Source organism: Paracoccus sp. SCN 68-21, assembly GCF_001724535.1.
Classification (GTDB): Bacteria; Pseudomonadota; Alphaproteobacteria; order Rhodobacterales; family Rhodobacteraceae; genus Paracoccus; species Paracoccus hibiscisoli.
On record NZ_MEES01000019.1, the window covers coordinates 19639 to 35506 of the forward strand.

The 15868-nt window shown below is 69.0% G+C and carries 14 protein-coding genes and 1 riboswitch; of the genes, 9 read left to right on the plus strand and 5 right to left on the minus strand.

The features are described from left to right. Positions 1 to 36 precede the first annotated feature (36 nt). From dnaJ to ABS73_RS08180, 6 genes are all read left to right on the plus strand, one after another. Positions 37 to 1203 (plus strand): molecular chaperone DnaJ, encoded by a 1167-nt coding sequence (dnaJ, locus tag ABS73_RS08155; RefSeq protein WP_277019079.1) that lies wholly within the window; start codon positions 37 to 39, stop codon positions 1201 to 1203. A 42-nt stretch (positions 1204 to 1245) separates the two neighbouring features. Further along, positions 1246 to 2016, plus strand: coding sequence for a RadC family protein (gene radC, locus ABS73_RS08160; RefSeq protein ID WP_277019081.1), 771 nt, complete (start codon positions 1246 to 1248; stop codon positions 2014 to 2016). 211 nt (positions 2017 to 2227) lie between these two features. Beyond that, positions 2228 to 2791 carry a ubiquinol-cytochrome c reductase iron-sulfur subunit gene (gene petA, locus ABS73_RS08165; RefSeq protein ID WP_277019083.1) on the plus strand — a complete coding sequence of 188 codons (564 nt, stop codon included), beginning with the start codon at positions 2228 to 2230 and terminating at the stop codon, positions 2789 to 2791. 11 nt (positions 2792 to 2802) lie between these two features. After that, entirely contained in the window at positions 2803 to 4143 is a 1341-nt protein-coding gene (gene petB / locus ABS73_RS08170) for a cytochrome b (protein WP_136856136.1), read from the plus strand. Between the two features lie 14 nt (positions 4144 to 4157). Next, positions 4158 to 4949 (plus strand): cytochrome c1, encoded by a 792-nt coding sequence (locus ABS73_RS08175; protein WP_277019085.1) that lies wholly within the window; start codon positions 4158 to 4160, stop codon positions 4947 to 4949. A gap of 114 nt (positions 4950 to 5063) precedes the next feature. After that, a complete protein-coding gene (locus ABS73_RS08180) occupies positions 5064 to 5942 on the plus strand; it encodes a ribokinase (protein WP_277019087.1) in 879 nt (292 codons plus the stop codon). Here the strand turns inward: ABS73_RS08180 and aroC are convergent. After that, positions 5930 to 7030, minus strand: coding sequence for a chorismate synthase (gene aroC, locus ABS73_RS08185; RefSeq protein WP_277019088.1), 1101 nt, complete (start codon positions 7028 to 7030; stop codon positions 5930 to 5932). The genes ABS73_RS08180 and aroC overlap by 13 nt on opposite strands. Further along, the gene (mutS, locus tag ABS73_RS08190; protein ID WP_277019090.1) at positions 7027 to 9648 is read right to left on the minus strand and encodes a DNA mismatch repair protein MutS; all 2622 of its coding nucleotides are present in this window, start codon (positions 9646 to 9648) and stop codon (positions 7027 to 7029) included. The genes aroC and mutS overlap by 4 nt, the downstream gene beginning before the upstream one ends. Positions 9649 to 9706: 58 nt before the next feature. Continuing rightward, a riboswitch (TPP riboswitch) is annotated at positions 9707 to 9805 on the plus strand. Between the two features lie 30 nt (positions 9806 to 9835). Between mutS and ABS73_RS08195 the strand changes: the two genes are divergently transcribed. Genes ABS73_RS08195 through ABS73_RS08205 form a run of 3 tightly spaced genes read left to right on the plus strand, consistent with a single transcriptional unit; the run spans position 9836 to position 12997 of the window. After that, entirely contained in the window at positions 9836 to 10807 is a 972-nt protein-coding gene (locus tag ABS73_RS08195) for a thiamine ABC transporter substrate-binding protein (protein WP_277019092.1), read from the plus strand. Continuing rightward, complete coding sequence (locus ABS73_RS08200; protein ID WP_277019093.1) at positions 10786 to 12321, plus strand: ABC transporter permease family protein; 1536 nt, start codon at positions 10786 to 10788, stop codon at positions 12319 to 12321. The genes ABS73_RS08195 and ABS73_RS08200 overlap by 22 nt, the downstream gene beginning before the upstream one ends. Further along, positions 12311 to 12997 (plus strand): thiamine ABC transporter ATP-binding protein, encoded by a 687-nt coding sequence (locus tag ABS73_RS08205; RefSeq protein WP_277019095.1) that lies wholly within the window; start codon positions 12311 to 12313, stop codon positions 12995 to 12997. Before ABS73_RS08200 ends, ABS73_RS08205 begins: the two co-directional genes overlap by 11 nt. Here the strand turns inward: ABS73_RS08205 and ABS73_RS08210 are convergent. Genes ABS73_RS08210 through ABS73_RS08220 form a run of 3 tightly spaced genes read right to left on the minus strand, consistent with a single transcriptional unit; the run spans position 12985 to position 15805 of the window. Next, positions 12985 to 13746, minus strand: a complete 762-nt coding sequence (locus ABS73_RS08210; protein WP_423805154.1) for an ABC transporter ATP-binding protein — start codon at positions 13744 to 13746, stop codon at positions 12985 to 12987. The genes ABS73_RS08205 and ABS73_RS08210 overlap by 13 nt on opposite strands. Further along, positions 13743 to 14807: a FecCD family ABC transporter permease gene (locus tag ABS73_RS08215; RefSeq protein WP_277019098.1), complete on the minus strand. Its 1065-nt coding sequence runs from the start codon at positions 14805 to 14807 to the stop codon at positions 13743 to 13745. Before ABS73_RS08215 ends, ABS73_RS08210 begins: the two co-directional genes overlap by 4 nt. Continuing rightward, complete coding sequence (locus ABS73_RS08220; RefSeq protein WP_277019100.1) at positions 14804 to 15805, minus strand: ABC transporter substrate-binding protein; 1002 nt, start codon at positions 15803 to 15805, stop codon at positions 14804 to 14806. The genes ABS73_RS08215 and ABS73_RS08220 overlap by 4 nt, the downstream gene beginning before the upstream one ends. Positions 15806 to 15868 lie beyond the last annotated feature (63 nt).

Here is a 15868-nt window from a genome sequence, read left to right on the forward strand (position 1 = left end):
GGCCTGTTTCATGGGGACAGCTGAACAGGACGACACATGAGCAAGCGTTGTTACTACGAAGTGCTCGGGGTCACGCGCGGGGCCTCGACCGACGAGATCAAGAAGGCCTATCGGATCAAGGCCAAGGAACTGCACCCTGACCGCAATCAGGACGATGCGACCGCCGAGGCCCGCTTCAAGGAAGCGAACGAGGCCTATGACTGCCTCAAGGACGAACAGAAAAAGGCGGCCTATGACCGCTTTGGCCATGCGGCCTTCGAGGGTGGCATGGGCGGCGGCGGCGGTGGACGCGGCCAGCATCCCGGCGATTTCGGCGCGGCCTTTGCCGATGTGTTCGAGGATCTGTTCGGCGACATGATGGGCCGTCGCGGTGGCGGCGGCGGCGGCGGTCGGGCGCGCGCACAGCGCGGCCAGGACCTGCGCTACAACCTGCGCGTCACGCTGGAGGAGGCCTATCGCGGCGTCCAGAAGCCGATCACGGTCCGCGGCTCGGTCGCCTGCGGCGAATGCGCGGGCACCGGGGCCGAGGGCGCATCCCAGCCCGCCGCCTGCCCGACCTGCGCGGGCATGGGCAAGGTCCGCGCCCAGCAGGGCTTTTTCACGGTCGAGCGCACCTGCCCCACCTGCGGCGGCGCGGGCCAGATCGTCAAGAACCCCTGCAAGGCCTGCCACGGCGCCGGGCGCCAAGAGCGCGATCGGGCGCTGTCCGTGAACATTCCCGCGGGCGTCGAGACCGGCACCCGCATCCGTCTGGCCGGAGAGGGCGAGGCGGGGATGCGCGGCGGCCCGACCGGCGATCTGTACATCTTCATCGAGGTGGCCGAGCACGCGATCTTTCTGCGCGACGGCAAGATGCTGGCTTGCCAGGTGCCGGTCAGCATGGCCACGGCCGCCCTGGGCGGAGAGGTCGAGGTGCCGACGATCGACGGCGGGCGTGCCCGCGTTAAGGTCGCCGCCGGCAGCCAAACCGGCCGGCAGATGCGCCTGCGCGGCAAGGGCATGCCGCCTTTGCGCCACGGCCCCGGCGCGCAGGGCGATTTCGGCGACATGCTGATCGAGCTGACCGTCGAGACTCCGGTGAACCTGACCCCGCGCCAGCGCGAGCTGCTGCGCGAGTTCGAGGCCGAAAAGGCCGATAACAGCCCGCAATCGGACGGTTTCTTCGACAAGGTCAAAAGTTTTTGGGGTGGGATGACCCGGTAACGGGTTAACCCTTCCTTTACCGGTTCGGGCCATGATCGACGCATGGACCCGAATCGTGCCTTTCGCGAAATGCCCCTGCCGCTGTTCGCCCCGGCGGCCGATGATGTGGCCGCGGAACCGGCGAACGCGCCGGGAAAGGCGCCCTCCTATCTGGCCGATCACCGGGCGCGGCTGCGCGACCGGTTCATGCAGGGCGGGGCCGCCGCCATGCCCGATTACGAGCTGCTGGAGCTGGTGCTGTTCCGCGCCATCCCGCGCCAGGACGTCAAGCCGCTGGCCCGCCTGCTGATCGAGACCTTTGGCGATTTCAACCGCGTGGTCACGGCCGCGCCCGCACGCCTGCTGGCCGTGGCCGGCGTCGGCCCTGCCGTCGTGACCGAGCTGAAGATCGTCGAGGCCGCGGCCCAACGCATGGCCCGCGCCCGCATCATGCACCGCCCGGTCCTGTCCAGCTGGCAATCGCTGCTGGATTATTGCCACACCGCCATGGCGCATCGCGAGATCGAGCAGTTCCGTGTGCTGTATCTGGACCGCAAGAACGTCCTGATCGCGGATGAGGAACAGTCGCGCGGCACCGTGGACCACGTCCCCGTCTATCCGCGCGAGATCATCCGCCGCGCGCTGGAGCTGAACGCCTCGGCGCTGATCCTGGTTCACAACCACCCCTCGGGCGATCCCACACCCTCGGACAGCGACATCGCCATGACGACGCGCATCAGTCAGGCCGCCGACAGCATGGGAATCACCATCCACGACCATTTGATCATCGGCAAGTCGCGCGAACTCAGCTTTCGCTCGGAAAGGTTGCTGTGAGCAGGGCCTGCAACCGCGACACCCTGCCGCAGTGATGGCGCAAACGCGCGCTGCAATTGTGTCTGACGGGTCGAATTGCATCGGCATGCGACGGCTTATCATCTGGACTGACGAGGAATTGAGGGCTAGAACCGCCCCGCGAAGGCTGCGTTCGGACGCGGCCCGGAATGTCGTATCGGCCTGACTTTCGGCCCGAATTGGAGTATGACCCGTGTCCCACGCAGATGACCACGTAGGCACCCGGAGGGATTTCCTCTATTATGCCACGGCGGGCGCAGGCACGGTGGCCGCCGGTGCCGCCGCCTGGACCCTTGTGAATCAGATGAACCCCTCGGCGGATGTGCAGGCGCTTGCCTCGATCCAGGTCGATGTCAGCGGCATCGCGCCCGGTTCGCAGATCACCGTGCTGTTCCTGGGCAAGCCCGTGTTCATCCGCCGCCGCACCCCCGAGGAAATCGAGGCGGGCCGCGCCGTCGACCTGAACGACCTGCCCGACCGCAACGCGCAGAACCCCAACCTGGACGACAACGCCCCGGCGACCGACCAGAACCGCGCCCTGGACGATACGGGCGAGTGGCTGGTCCAGATCGGCGTCTGCACCCATCTGGGCTGCGTGCCGATCGGTGACGGCGCGGGCGATTTCGGCGGCTGGTTCTGCCCCTGCCACGGCAGCCACTATGACACCGCCGGCCGCATCCGCCGCGGGCCCGCGCCGCAGAACATGCACATTCCGCTAGCGTCGTTCGTGAACGACACCACCATCCAGCTGGGTTAAGGAGGGTTATCATGGCCGGAATACCGCACGACCATTACGAGCCCAAGACGGGCTTCGAGAATTGGCTGCACCGTCGACTGCCCGTCGCGGGGCTGCTCTACGACACGCTGATGATCCCCACGCCCAAGAACCTGAACTGGATGTGGATCTGGGGCATCGTCCTGGTCTTCTGTCTGCTGCTGCAGATCATCACCGGTGTCGTGCTGGTGATGCACTATACCCCGCATGTCGACATGGCCTTCGCCAGCGTCGAGCACATCATGCGCAACGTGAATGGCGGGCATATGCTGCGCTATATCCACATGAACGGCGCGTCGCTGTTCTTCGTGGCGGTCTATCTGCACATTTTCCGCGGCCTCTACTACGGCAGCTACAAGGCCCCGCGCGAGGTCACCTGGATCATCGGCATGCTGATCTACATCCTGATGATGGCGACCGCCTTCATGGGATATGTGCTGCCTTGGGGCCAGATGTCCTTCTGGGGCGCGACCGTGATCACCGGCCTGTTCGGCGCCATCCCCGGCGTGGGAGAGACGCTGCAGACCTGGCTGCTGGGCGGACCGGCGGTCGGCAACGCGACGCTGAACCGCTTCTTCTCGCTGCATTACCTGCTGCCCTTCATCATCGCGGGCCTGGTGATCGTGCATGTGTGGGCCTTCCACTCGACGGGCAACAACAACCCGACGGGCATCGAGGTGCGCCGCACCAGCAAGGAAGAGGCCGAAAAGGACACCCTGCCCTTCTGGCCCTATTTCGTCATCAAGGACCTGTTCGCGCTGGCGCTGATCCTGGCGATCTTCTTCGCGATCGTGGGCTTCATGCCCAACTATCTGGGCCACCCGGACAACTATATCGAGGCGAACGCCCTGGCGACGCCCGCGCATATCGTGCCGGAATGGTACTTCCTGCCCTTCTACGCGATCCTGCGCGCCTTCGACGCCGAGGTCTGGCTGGTCCAGCTGGTGCAGTTCGCGACCTTTGGCATCGTCGACGCCAAGTTCTTCGGCGTGCTGGCGATGTTCGGTGCGATCGTCGTGATGGGTCTGGCCCCCTGGCTGGACACCAGCCGCGTGCGCTCGGGCCGCTATCGTCCGCAGTTCAAGTGGTGGTTCTGGCTCTTGGCCGCGGACTTCATGATCCTGATGTGGGTGGGCGCCATGCCGGCCGAAGGGATCTATCCCTATATCGCGCTGGCGGCCTCGGCCTATTGGTTCGCCTACTTCCTGGTGATCCTGCCCCTGCTGGGCGTGATCGAAAAGCCCGAGCCGATGCCGGCCACCATCGAGGAAGACTTCAACGCACATTACGCGCCCAAGGTTGGTGGAACCAGCCTGACGCAGCCGGCCGAGTGAGAGGACCCAGGATCATGCTGAAAGCATTTGCGATCGCCGCCGTCACGGCTCTTGGCCTGTCCGGCCCGGCGATGGCCGCAGGCGAGGCTGGGCATATCGAGGACGTTCCCTTCTCCTTCGAGGGTCCGTTCGGCTCGTTCGACCAGTTCCAGCTGCAGCGCGGGCTGCAGGTCTATACCGAGGTCTGCTCGGCCTGCCACGGGCTGCAATACGTCGCCATCCGCACCCTGTCGGATGACGGCGGCCCCGGCCTGCCCGAGGATCAGGTCCGCGCCTATGCGGCGGACCTGCTGCCGGTCTGGGACGAGGCCCTGGGCGAGGAGCGTGCGCGCACCGTCACCGACCATTTCCCGACCATCTCGGGCGATGGCATGGGTCCCGACCTGTCGCTGATGGCCAAGGCGCGGGCGGGCTTCCACGGTCCCTACGGTCTCGGCATCAACCAGTTGGTGCGCGGCATGGGCGGCCCGGAATACATCCACGCCCTGCTGACCGGCTATACCGGCGAGGAGCAGGAGCAGGCCGGCACGCTGCTGCATGGCAACTCCGCCTTCCCGGGCGGCTGGATCAGCATGGCGGCCCCGCTGTCGGACGACCGCGTCACCTATGAGGATGGCACCCCCGCGACCGTCGATCAGATGTCGTTGGACGTGTCGGCCTTCCTGATGTGGACCGCCGAACCCAAGATGATGGACCGCAAGGGCGTCGGTCTGGTCGCGGTTCTGTTCCTGCTGCTGCTGACCGTGCTGCTCTATCTGGTCAACAAGCGTCTGTGGGCACCCCACAAGGGCAAGCTGCCCGCCTGATCCGACCCGGACAGCCCGACATGACAGGACGCGCCCCGCAACGGGCGCGTCTTTTCACATCTGGACAAGGCCCGGCCTGCCCGGTCACATGACCCACCAATCGCGGAGGCAGTCATGGCAATCTGGAACCTGGGCTCGATCAACATCGACCATGTCTATCGGCTGGACAGCCTGCCCCAGCCCGGAGAGACGCTGGCCTCGCGCGGCTATGCCCAGGGGCTGGGCGGCAAGGGCGCGAACCAGTCGGTCGCCGCCGCCCGCGCGGGCGCCACGACGCATCATCTGGGCGCGATGGGCTCCGGTGACGATTGGGTGCGCGACCGGCTGGCGCAGGCGGGGGTCGACATGGGCCATGTCGCGCGCCTGGACGATCAGGCCACCGGCCATGCGATCATCCTGCTGGATGCCGATGCGGAAAACGCCATCGTCATCCATCCCGGCGCGAATCGCGCCATCGACGAGGCCGCACTGACGGACGCCCTGTCCACACTGTCCCCCTCCGACACGCTGCTGATCCAGAACGAGACGAACGGTCAGGTCGCCGCCGCCCAGGCCGCGCAGGCCCGCGGCGCGCGGGTGATCTATTCCGCGGCCCCCTTCGATCTGGAGGCGGTGCGCGCGGTCCTGCCCCATGTCTCGATCCTCGCGATGAACGAGGGCGAGGCGCAGCAGCTGTTCGCGGGCATTCCCGGCGATCTGCCGGTCCAGGGCCTGCTGATCACGCGGGGCGCCGAGGGTGCCGAATACCGCGACCTGACCACCGGCCAGGTCCACAGCCAGTCCTCGTTCCGGGTCACGCCCGTGGACACGACCGGCGCGGGCGACACCTTTGCGGGCTATTTCGCGGCGGCGCTGGATGCGGGTGCGGATGTCGCCGCGGCCCTGCGGCTGGCATCAGGGGCGGCGGCGGTCAAGGTCACGCGCGCGGGCGCAGGCGACGCCATCCCCACCCGCGCCGAGGTCGAGGCGTTCCTGGCCGATCAGCCGATCTGACCGCGCACGCCGCCGGTCTGCGCCCGGTCCATCAGCAGGTGGTCCAGCAGCACGCAGGCGGCCATCGCCTCGGCCACGGGCACGGCGCGGATGCCGACGCAGGGGTCGTGGCGGCCCTTGGTGATGACCTCGATCTCCTCTCCGCGCGAATTGATTGACCGGCGGGGCGTGGTGATGGAGCTGGTCGGCTTGATCGCGAACCGCACCACGATGTCCTGCCCGGTCGAGATGCCGCCCAGGATGCCGCCCGCATGATTCGACAGGAAGTCCGGCCCGTCCGGCCCCATGCGGATCTCGTCCGCGTTCGACACGCCGGTCAGCGCGGCCGATGCCATGCCCTCGCCGATCTCGACCGCCTTGACGGCGTTGATCGACATCATCGCGGCGGCCAGATCGGTGTCCAGTTTCGCATAGACCGGCGCGCCCAGACCGGGCGGACAGCCTTGAACGCAAACCTCGATGGCCGCGCCGACGCTGTTCTGGTCCTTGCGGATGCCGTCCAGGTAATCGGACCAGGCCTGAACCGCGCCCGCATCGGGCAGAAAGAACGGGTTGTCATTGACCGCCGACAGGTCCATCCGGGCGCGGTCCAGATGCAGCGCCCCCATCTGCACCATGTAACCGGTGATCTTCAGGTCGGGTACCAATGCGGCCAGCACCGCCTGCGCCACGGCGCCTGCCGCAACCCGCGCCGCGGTTTCGCGCGCGGACGACCGGCCCCCGCCGCGATAATCGCGCACCCCGTATTTCAGGTGATAGGTGATGTCGGCATGACCGGGGCGAAAGCTGGTGGCGATATCGCCGTAATCCTTGGACCGCTGATCGGTATTCTCGATCATCAGCTGGATCGCGGTGCCGGTGGTCACGCCCTCGAACACGCCCGACAGGATGCGCACCTGATCGGGTTCGCGCCGCTGCGTGGTGTGTTTGGACGTGCCGGGGCGGCGACGGTCCATGAAACCCTGGATGTAGGCCTCCGTCAGGGGCACGCCGGGGGGCACGCCGTCGACGGTCGCGCCCAAGGCGGGGCCGTGGCTTTCGCCCCAGGTGGTGAACCGGAACTCGCGGCCGAAGGTGTTGTAGCTCATGGGCGCGTCTCCTCGGACAGGGCTTTCAATTCATAGATCAGCTCCAGCGCCTCGCGCGGGCTGAGCGTGTCGGGATGCACCGCCCGCAGACGGTCGTCCAACGGGCGAGCCTTGGGCGGGGGCGGCGGAGCGGCCCGGAACAGCGGCAGGTCGTCGATCAGCGCGACGGGCCGCGCGGCCTGCCGTTCGCCCGATTCCAGCGCGTCCAGGACGGCGCGGGCGCGGTCCACGACCGACGCGGGCAGGCCCGCCAGCTTGGCCACCTGCACGCCATAGGACCGATCCGCCGCGCCCTTCCTGACCTCGTGCAGAAAGATTACCTCGCCCTGCCATTCGCGCACGGTGACGGTGGCGTTCTCGACCCCGTACAGCTTGGCCGACAGGGCGGTCATCTCATGGTAATGGGTCGCGAACAGCGCGCGACAGCGGTTCATGCCGTGCAGATGCTCCATCACCGCCCAGGCAATGGACAACCCGTCCCAGGTCGATGTGCCCCGGCCGATCTCGTCCAGGATGACCAGCGCACGGTCATCGGCCTGATTGAGGATCGCGGCCGTCTCGACCATCTCGACCATGAAGGTCGACCGCCCGCGCGCCAGATCATCGGCGGCGCCCACGCGGCTGAACAGCTGGCTGACCAGCCCGATATGGGCGTCGCGCGCGGGCACGAAGGCCCCGGCCTGCGCCAGCACCGCAATCAGCGCGTTCTGCCGCAGAAAGGTCGACTTGCCCGCCATGTTCGGCCCGGTCAGCAGCCAAATGGCAGGCGTCGCCCCCGTGGTCAGGTCGCAATCGTTGGCGACAAAGCTCTGCGCCTTGCGCCGCAGCGCGCGTTCCACCACCGGGTGCCGCCCGCCCGTGATCACAAAGGCGCGGCTGTCATCCACGCGGGGCCGGACCCAACCCTCGCCCGAGGCCAGGTCCGCGAAGGCCCCGGCCAGGTCGATCTCGGCCAGCGCGCGGGCGGCCTGCCCGACCTGGGCCGCGGCATCCAGCACGGCGCGGCGCAGGCGGTCAAAGACCCCGCGCTCGATCTCCAGCGCGCGGTCGCGGGCGTTCAGGATGCGGGTCTCCAGCTCCGACAACTCCACCGTGGTGAAGCGGATCTGGTTCGCGGTCGTCTGGCGGTGGATGAAGGTCTGGTTCAGCGGCGCGGCCATCATGCGGTCGGCATGGGTGGTCGTCGTCTCGATGAAATAGCCCAACACGTTGTTATGCTTGATCTTCAGGCTGGGAACGCCCGCCAGTGCGGCGTAATCGGCCTGCATCCCGGCGATGACGCCCCGCCCCTCGTCGCGCAACCGGCGGGTCTGGTCCAGATCGGCGTCATGCCCCTCGGCCACGAAACCGCCGTCGCGCGCCAGCAGCGGCGGCTCGGCCACCAGCGCGTCATCCAGAACCGCCACCAGATCATCATGGCCCACCAGATCGCCCGCTGCATCGCGCAGCACCGGGGCTGCGTCACCCGGCAGCCGCGCGGCAATCGCCGCCCCCTGCGCCAGCCCGGCGCGAATCGCGGCCAGATCGCGCGGCCCGCCCCGGTCCAGCGCCAGCCGCGACAGCGCCCGGTCCATGTCCGGCACCCGCGCCAGCGCGCCGCGCAGATCGGCCAACAGCCGCGCATCCGCAGCCAGCGCCGCCACCGCATCGTGTCGCGCCGCGATCAGCGCCAGATCGCGCGACGGTGCGCTGATCCGACGCTCCAGCAGGCGCGCGCCGGGGGCGGTCACGGTGCGGTCGATCGCGGCCAGCAGCGACCCCTCGCGCCCGCCCGACAGGGCCTGGGTCAGCTCCAGGTTGCGCCTTGTGGCCGCGTCGATCTGCATCGCGCCGCCCGCGCGTTCGCGCATGGGCGGGCGCAGCAGGGGCAGCTTGCCCTTTTGCGTCATGTCCAGATAGTCAACGATGGCGCCCATCGCCGACAGCTCTGCCCGGCTAAAGGTGCCGAACCCGTCCAGCGTCTCCACGCCATACAACGCGCACAGCCGCCGCGCGCCCGCATTGCTGTCGAACGCCCCGGCATGCAGGTCGGTCAGCGCCGCGCCCGCATCCGCGACCAGCTCCTCAAGCCCCGTGTCGCAGGCCAGCACCTCGCGCGGGGCCAGCCGCGCCAGTTCGGGCGCCAGCCGCGGCAGCGCGCAGTCCATCACCGAAAACGCACCGGTCGAGATGTCGACCCAGGCCAGCGCGCCCTCCTCGCGGACCACCGCAAAGGCCGCCAGGTAATTGTGCCGACGCGCCTCCAGCAGCGATTCCTCGGTCAGGGTGCCGGGGGTGACCAGACGGACCACATCGCGGGCCACGACCGATTTCGACCCGCGCTTCTTCGCCTCGGCGGGGTCCTCCATCTGTTCGGCGATGGCCACGCGGAACCCCTTGCGGATCAGCGTCAGCAGATAGCCCTCGGCCGCATGCACCGGCACGCCGCACATGGGGATCGGCTCGCCCAGATGGGTGCCGCGTTTCGTCAGCGCGATGTCCAGTGCGCTCGCCGCCGCCACCGCGTCGTCAAAGAACATCTCGTAGAAATCGCCCATGCGATAGAACAGCAGCGCGCCGGGATTGGCCTCCCGGATCGCAAGGTATTGCGCCATCATCGGCGTGGGCTGATCAGACATGTCCTTGGTCATGGGCGGTTTCTATCCGCTTGCGCGGACGCGCGAAACCTCTACATTCGGGGCGACCTCGGGGTGCCCTGTCGGGCTGAGACGCGCATGCGGACCCGTTGAACCTGATCCGGGTCAAACCGGCGGAGGGAAGGTGCGGCACACCCTTCTTTCGTGATCCCTGAAAGGAAGGCCGCCGATGAAATCCATCCTGATCCCCGCCCTGCTGCTGGCCACCCCCGCGATGGCCGAAGGTCGTGTCCTGACCGTCTATGCCGGCGACAGCGTCACCAGCGAATGGGGCCCCGGCCCCGCCATCGAACAGGGGTTCGAGGCGATCTGCGATTGCGACCTGCAATTCGTGACCGGCGACGTGCTGCCCCGCGTGATGATGGAGGGTGCGGGCACGCAGGCCGACATCGTCTTTGGCCTGAACACCGACATGACCGCGCGCGCCCGCGCATCGGGTCTGTTCGCGCCGCATGGGCAGGACACGTCCGACCTGTCGCTGCCCATCGCGTGGGAGGACGAGATCTTCCTGCCCTACAACTGGGGTGAGACGGCCTTTGTCTATGACAGCACCCGGCTGGAGAACCCGCCCGCCAGCTTTGCCGAGCTGCTGGAGGCCGAGGATATCCGCATCGTCATCCAGGACCCGCGCAGTTCGGTGTCGGGTCTGGCGATGCTGCTGTGGGTCAAGTCGGTCTATGGCGATCAGGCGGGCGAGGCCTGGGCGAAACTGGCGCCCAAGGTGCTGACCGTCACCCGCGGCTGGTCGGAATCCTATGGCATGTTCACGGATGGAGAGGCGGACATGGTGCTGTCCTACACCACCTCGCCCGCCTATCACATCGCGGCCGAGGAGGACGACACCAAGGTCGCCGCGATCTTTCCCGAGGGGCATTACTTCATGGCCGAACTGGTGGCCCAGGTCGCCGGCACCGATCAGCCCGAACTGGCGCAGCAGTTCATGGACTGGGTGCTGACGCCCGATTTCCAGGCGACGATCCCGCTGGCCAACTGGTCCCTGCCCGCGAAACTTCCGCAGGATGACTGGCCGCAGGTGATGCGCGACCTGCCTCGCCCCGAGACCACGCTGTTCCTCTCCGAAGACGAGGCCGAGGACCTGCGCGCCCCCGCCCTGGACGAATGGCAGCGGGCCTTCCGCTGAGCATCGGCCACGCCATTGCGGCCCTGCTGGCCGCGCTGATCCTGGGCACGCTGGCGACAGTGGTCTGGATCGCGGGCGGGCTGTCGGGCCTGACCGAATGGGACCTGCGCGCCGTCTGGTTCACCCTGTGGCAGGCGGCGCTGTCCGCGACCCTGTCGGCGGCGCTGGCCGTGCCGGTGGCGCGCGCGCTGGCACGGCGGCGGTTCCGGGGGCGGGGGTTGCTGGTCACGCTGCTGGGCGCGCCCTTCATCCTGCCGGTGATCGTGGCGGTTCTGGGGCTGATCGCGATCTTCGGGCGCAACGGCGTGCTGAACGGCGCGCTGGAGGCCATGGGCCTGCCCGCCATCGGCATCTATGGCTGGCAGGGAGTGATCCTGGCGCATGTGTTCTTCAACGTGCCACTGTCGGTAAGGCTGATCCTGCAAGGCTGGCAGGCGATCCCGGCGGAACGGTTCCGGCTGGCCGCCAGCCTTGATTTCGCGCCCCGCGACATCGCCCGCCATCTGGAACGCCCGATGCTGCGCGGCGTGCTGCCCGGCGTCTGGCTGGCGGTGTTCCTGGTTTGCCTGACCTCGTTCACGGTGGCGCTGGCCCTGGGCGGGGGACCGCGGGCGACCACGGTCGAGCTGGCGATCTATCAGGCGTTCCGGTTCGATTTCGACCTGGGGCGGGCCGCGGCCCTGGGGCTGGTTCAAATCGCGATCTGCGTGGGTGCGGCCCTGCTGGCGGCGCGGATCGCGATTCCGGCGGGCTTTGGCGCGGGGCTGGACGCGGTGGGTGGCCCGCCCGCGCCCGGCGGCTGGCGGCGGCTGGCGGATGCGGCGGTGATCGCGGCGGCGGCGGCGTTCCTGCTGGCGCCACTGATCTCGGTCACGCTGGCCGGGCTGCCGCGCCTGACCACCCTGCCGCCCGAGGTCTGGCAGGCCACCCGGCGGTCGGTACTGATGGCGGTGATCTCGGCGCTGCTCTGCGCGGGCGCGGCCCTGGCGCTGGCCCTGACGGTGGCGCGGGGCGGCGCGCGGTGGGTCGAGGGGGCGGGCATGCTGCCGCTGATCGCCTCTCCGCTGGTGCTGGGGACGGGGCTGTTCATCCTGCTGCGCGGGACGGTCACGCCGCAGCAGATGGCTCTGCCGGTCACGGCGCTGATCAACGCGGCCATGGCCCTGCCCTTCGCGCTGCGTGCGCTGATCCCGGCGGCGCGGGCGCTGCAGAAGGATTACGGTCGGCTGGCGGCATCGTTGGACCTGCGGGGCTGGGCGCGGTTGCGGCTGCTGGTGCTGCCGCGCCTGGCCCGGCCCTTGGGCTTTGGCGCGGGGCTGGCCGCGGCGCTGGCGATGGGCGATCTGGGCGTGATCACCTTGTTCGCGGGCGATAATCCGACGCTGCCGCTGATGCTGTATCAGCTGATGAACGGATATCGGATGGCGGATGCGGCGGCCTGCGCGCTGCTGCTGATGATGATCAGCCTGGCCCTGTTCTGGGCCTTTGACAGGGGAGGCCGCCATGGCGCTTGAGTTCCGCGACATCCTGCTGCGTCAGGATGATTTCGCCTTGGCCGCCGACCTGACCGTCCCCGCAGGCAGGCATGCGGTCATCGGTGCCTCTGGCTCTGGCAAATCGACCCTGTTGGCGCTGGTGGCGGGGTTTCTGGCCCCGACCCAAGGACGCCTGCTGTGGGAGGGGCAGGACATCACCGCGATGCCGCCTGGAAAACGCCCCGTCTCGATCCTGTTTCAGCACAACAATTTGTTTCCGCATCTGAGCGTAAAACAAAATATAGGGATGGGCCTGCGCCCGGACCTGCGGCTGAACCGCGCGCAGCAGGCCCGCGTGGCCCAGGTACTGGACCAGGTCGGCCTGTCCGGCATGGGCGAGCGTCGCCCCGATGCCCTGTCAGGTGGCCAGCAAAGCCGCGTGGCGCTGGCCCGCGTGCTGCTGCGGGCACGCCCCCTGCTGCTGCTGGACGAACCCTTCGCGGCGCTTGGCCCCGCGCTCAAGGCCGAGATGCTGGCCCTGTTGGCGCAGATCGCCGCCGACACCACCGTGCTGATGGTCACCCATGACCCCGCCGATGCCCGCGCCTTTGCCCCCGACACCCTGCTGGTCGAGGGGGGGCGCGTCCACCCGCCGCGCCCGACCGGGCCTCTGCTGGACAATCCGCCACCGGGGCTGCGCGCCTATCTGGGCTGAAACCGCAGGATCGCGCTGCCGTCATCGGGGTCGGTCAGCCGCTGCGCCCGCACACCAAAGACGTCGCGCAGCAGCGCATCGTCCAGCACCTGCGCAGGCGGGCCAAGCGCCACCAGCCGCCCCGCCTGCATCACCGCCAGCCGGTCGCAGCGCATCGCCTGGTTCAGGTCGTGCAGCGCCATCACCACGGTCAGCGGCAGGCGCGCCACCAGTTCCAGCACCTGCAGCTGGTGGCGGATGTCCAGATGGTTCGTCGGCTCGTCCAGCATCAGGATGCGCGGGGTCTGGGCCAGCGCGCGGGCGATATGGACGCGCTGACGCTCACCGCCCGACAGAGAGGCCCAATCGCGGGCCTCGAACCCCGCCATGTCCAGCAGGGACAGGGCGTGGGTGACATGCGCCTCGTCCTGGGGCGACCAGGGGGCGCGCGCGTCCAGCCAGGGGGTGCGGCCCAGCTCGACCGCGTCGCGGACGGTCAGGCGCTGTGCCGTCTCCGAGAATTGCGCGACAAAGGCCAGGCGGCGCGCCACCCCGCGCGGCCCAAGGGCCGCCAGCGGCTGGCCCTCCAGCGTGACCTGCCCCCGGTCGGGGCGCAGCAGCCCGGCCAGCAGCCGCATCAGCGTCGATTTGCCCGACCCGTTGGGGCCGATCAGGCCCAGAACCTCGCCCTCCTGCACCGCCAGGGTCACGCCGTCGACGATGCGCGCGCCGCCGCGGCGCAGGGTCAGATCCTGCCCCGACAGCATCACGACGCCCCCCGGTGGCGGATCAGGATCACCGCAAAGATCGGCGCGCCGACCAGCGCGGTCACGACGCCGATGGGCAGGACCTGCCCCGGGATCAGCACCCGCGACAGGATATCGGCCCCGATCAGGAACACCGCCCCGATCAGCGCGGATGCCGGCACCAGCCGGCCGTGCCGCACGCCGACCAGCAGCCGCGCGGCATGGGGCACCACCAGCCCCACGAAACCGATGGCCCCGGTGATCGACACCATCACGGCGGCCGCCATCGCCGCGGCACCGATCAGCACCACCTGAACCCGCCGCACCGGCACCCCCAGAGAGGCCGCCGATTCCGCGCCAAAGGCGAATGCGTCCAGGCTGCGCGCATGGGCCGCCACCACCACCAGCGCGATCAGCGCGGCGGGCACGGCCAGATGCACATCGGGCCAGCGCACGCCCGACAGGTTGCCCAGCAGCCAGAACATCAGCCCGCGCGCCTGTTCCGCGCTGGCCGATTTCGCGATCACGAAGGAGGTCAGCGCATTGAACAGCTGCGATCCGGCGATGCCCGCCAGCACGATCTGACCCGCGCCGCGCGCGCCCGGACCGCCGCCCGACAGCCGCGCCAGCCCCGCGACCAGCGCGAAGGCGGTCAGCGCGCCCATCAGCGCACCGCCCGACATGGCGACCATGCCACCGCCCACACCCGCCACCGTCACCAGCACCGCCCCGGTCGAGGCCCCCGCCGAGATGCCCAGCAGCCAAGGGTCCGCCAGCGCGTTGCGCAGCAGCGATTGCAGGACCAGCCCGCAGATCGCCAGCCCCGCCCCGCAGGCCCCCGCGACCAGCGTGCGCGGCAGGCGATAGGACCAGATGATCCCCGCCTCGATCGCGTCCAGTGCGTGATCGGCGCCCCACAACCGGTTGGCCAGTACCTGCAGGACGGTCGTCACCGAAATCGGGGTCTCGCCGATGCAGATCCCGGCCAGCAGGGCCGCGGCCAGCACCGCCGCGACCCAGGCCGCCTGCCGGGCGGCACGCAGCCCCTGACGGGTCAGGGGCGGGCTGGCCGTGGCCACGCTCATCGCGGCAGGTCCGCCATGGCGTCGGTCAGCGCCTCCAGCCCGTCGATCATGCGGATGCCGGCATGCATTGCCTCGGCGTCCAGGATGATGATGCGGCCTTCGCGCACGGCGGTCATCTGGCTGGTGACGGGGTCGCGGGCCAGGAACTCCAGCTTGGCCTCGTGGTCATCGGCGGGAAAGCGGCGGCGGTCCATCCGCGCGATCACGATGACCGAGGGGTCGGCGCGGGCGATGGTTTCCCAGCCCACGGTTGGCCATTCCTCGTCCGAGGTCACGACATTGCGCAGCCCCAAGGCGCGCAGCATCCAAGCCGGGATGCCCCGCCCGCCCGCGACATAGGGATCGACCTCCAGATGCGCCGATGAAAACCACACCACCGCCGAGGCATCGGGCAGGTCCAGGGCCTGCGCACGATCGACCGCCGCCGCCTCTCGGGCGCGCAGGTCGGCGATCAGGGCGTCGCCCCGGTCGGACAGGTCCATGATGGCCGCGATCTCGTCGATGCTTTGGTACAGGGTGGCGATGTCGAAGTCGGCCAGGCGGGTGCCGTCGGCGCCGACCGTGTTGTTCTTCTGCGCGCAATCGGTCGGCATGACATAGGCGGGAATGCCCAGATCGGCGAATTGCTCGCGCGTGCCCACCACGCCCTGCGCGCCGATCATCCAGTCGAACATCGTCGGCACGAAACCGGGGCGCTTGTTCACCACAGCCTCGAATCCGGGCATGTTGTCGGCGATGCGCTCGACCCCCTCGTTCACCTCGGCATAGGCGGGCAGCACCTCGTTGAACCACAGCGCGGTGCCCGCCATGCGGTCCTGCGCCTCCAGCGCATAGAGGATCTCGGTCGTGGATTGCCCGATGGAGACCACGTTGTCGGGCGGGCCGTCAAAGGTCAGCGGCCAGCCGCAATTGTCCAAGGTCAGCGGGTATTGGGTCGGCGCGGCCTGCGCCATCAGGGGGGCCAGCAGCAGGGCTGCGACCGAAATAAGCCGTGTCATCCGTCTTCCTTCCCGAAGAACGGGGACAGGGGCCGGAAAACCGCGCGCAAGGACCCGGGGGCC

Excerpts from the sequence above, each read along its gene's own strand:
- dnaJ (WP_277019079.1), top strand. The coding sequence starts at position 37 with ATGAGCAAGCGTTGTTACTACGAAGTGCTCGGGGTCACGCGCGGGGCC.
- petB (WP_136856136.1), top strand. The coding sequence starts at position 2,803 with ATGGCCGGAATACCGCACGACCATTACGAGCCCAAGACGGGCTTCGAG.
- ABS73_RS08205 (WP_277019095.1), top strand. The coding sequence starts at position 12,311 with ATGGCGCTTGAGTTCCGCGACATCCTGCTGCGTCAGGATGATTTCGCC.
- ABS73_RS08195 (WP_277019092.1), top strand. The coding sequence starts at position 9,836 with ATGAAATCCATCCTGATCCCCGCCCTGCTGCTGGCCACCCCCGCGATG.
- ABS73_RS08200 (WP_277019093.1), top strand. The coding sequence starts at position 10,786 with ATGGCAGCGGGCCTTCCGCTGAGCATCGGCCACGCCATTGCGGCCCTG.
- mutS (WP_277019090.1), bottom strand. The coding sequence starts at position 9,648 with ATGTCTGATCAGCCCACGCCGATGATGGCGCAATACCTTGCGATCCGG.
- ABS73_RS08215 (WP_277019098.1), bottom strand. The coding sequence starts at position 14,807 with ATGAGCGTGGCCACGGCCAGCCCGCCCCTGACCCGTCAGGGGCTGCGT.
- ABS73_RS08180 (WP_277019087.1), top strand. The coding sequence starts at position 5,064 with ATGGCAATCTGGAACCTGGGCTCGATCAACATCGACCATGTCTATCGG.
- ABS73_RS08175 (WP_277019085.1), top strand. The coding sequence starts at position 4,158 with ATGCTGAAAGCATTTGCGATCGCCGCCGTCACGGCTCTTGGCCTGTCC.
- ABS73_RS08220 (WP_277019100.1), bottom strand. The coding sequence starts at position 15,805 with ATGACACGGCTTATTTCGGTCGCAGCCCTGCTGCTGGCCCCCCTGATG.
- aroC (WP_277019088.1), bottom strand. The coding sequence starts at position 7,030 with ATGAGCTACAACACCTTCGGCCGCGAGTTCCGGTTCACCACCTGGGGC.
- radC (WP_277019081.1), top strand. The coding sequence starts at position 1,246 with ATGGACCCGAATCGTGCCTTTCGCGAAATGCCCCTGCCGCTGTTCGCC.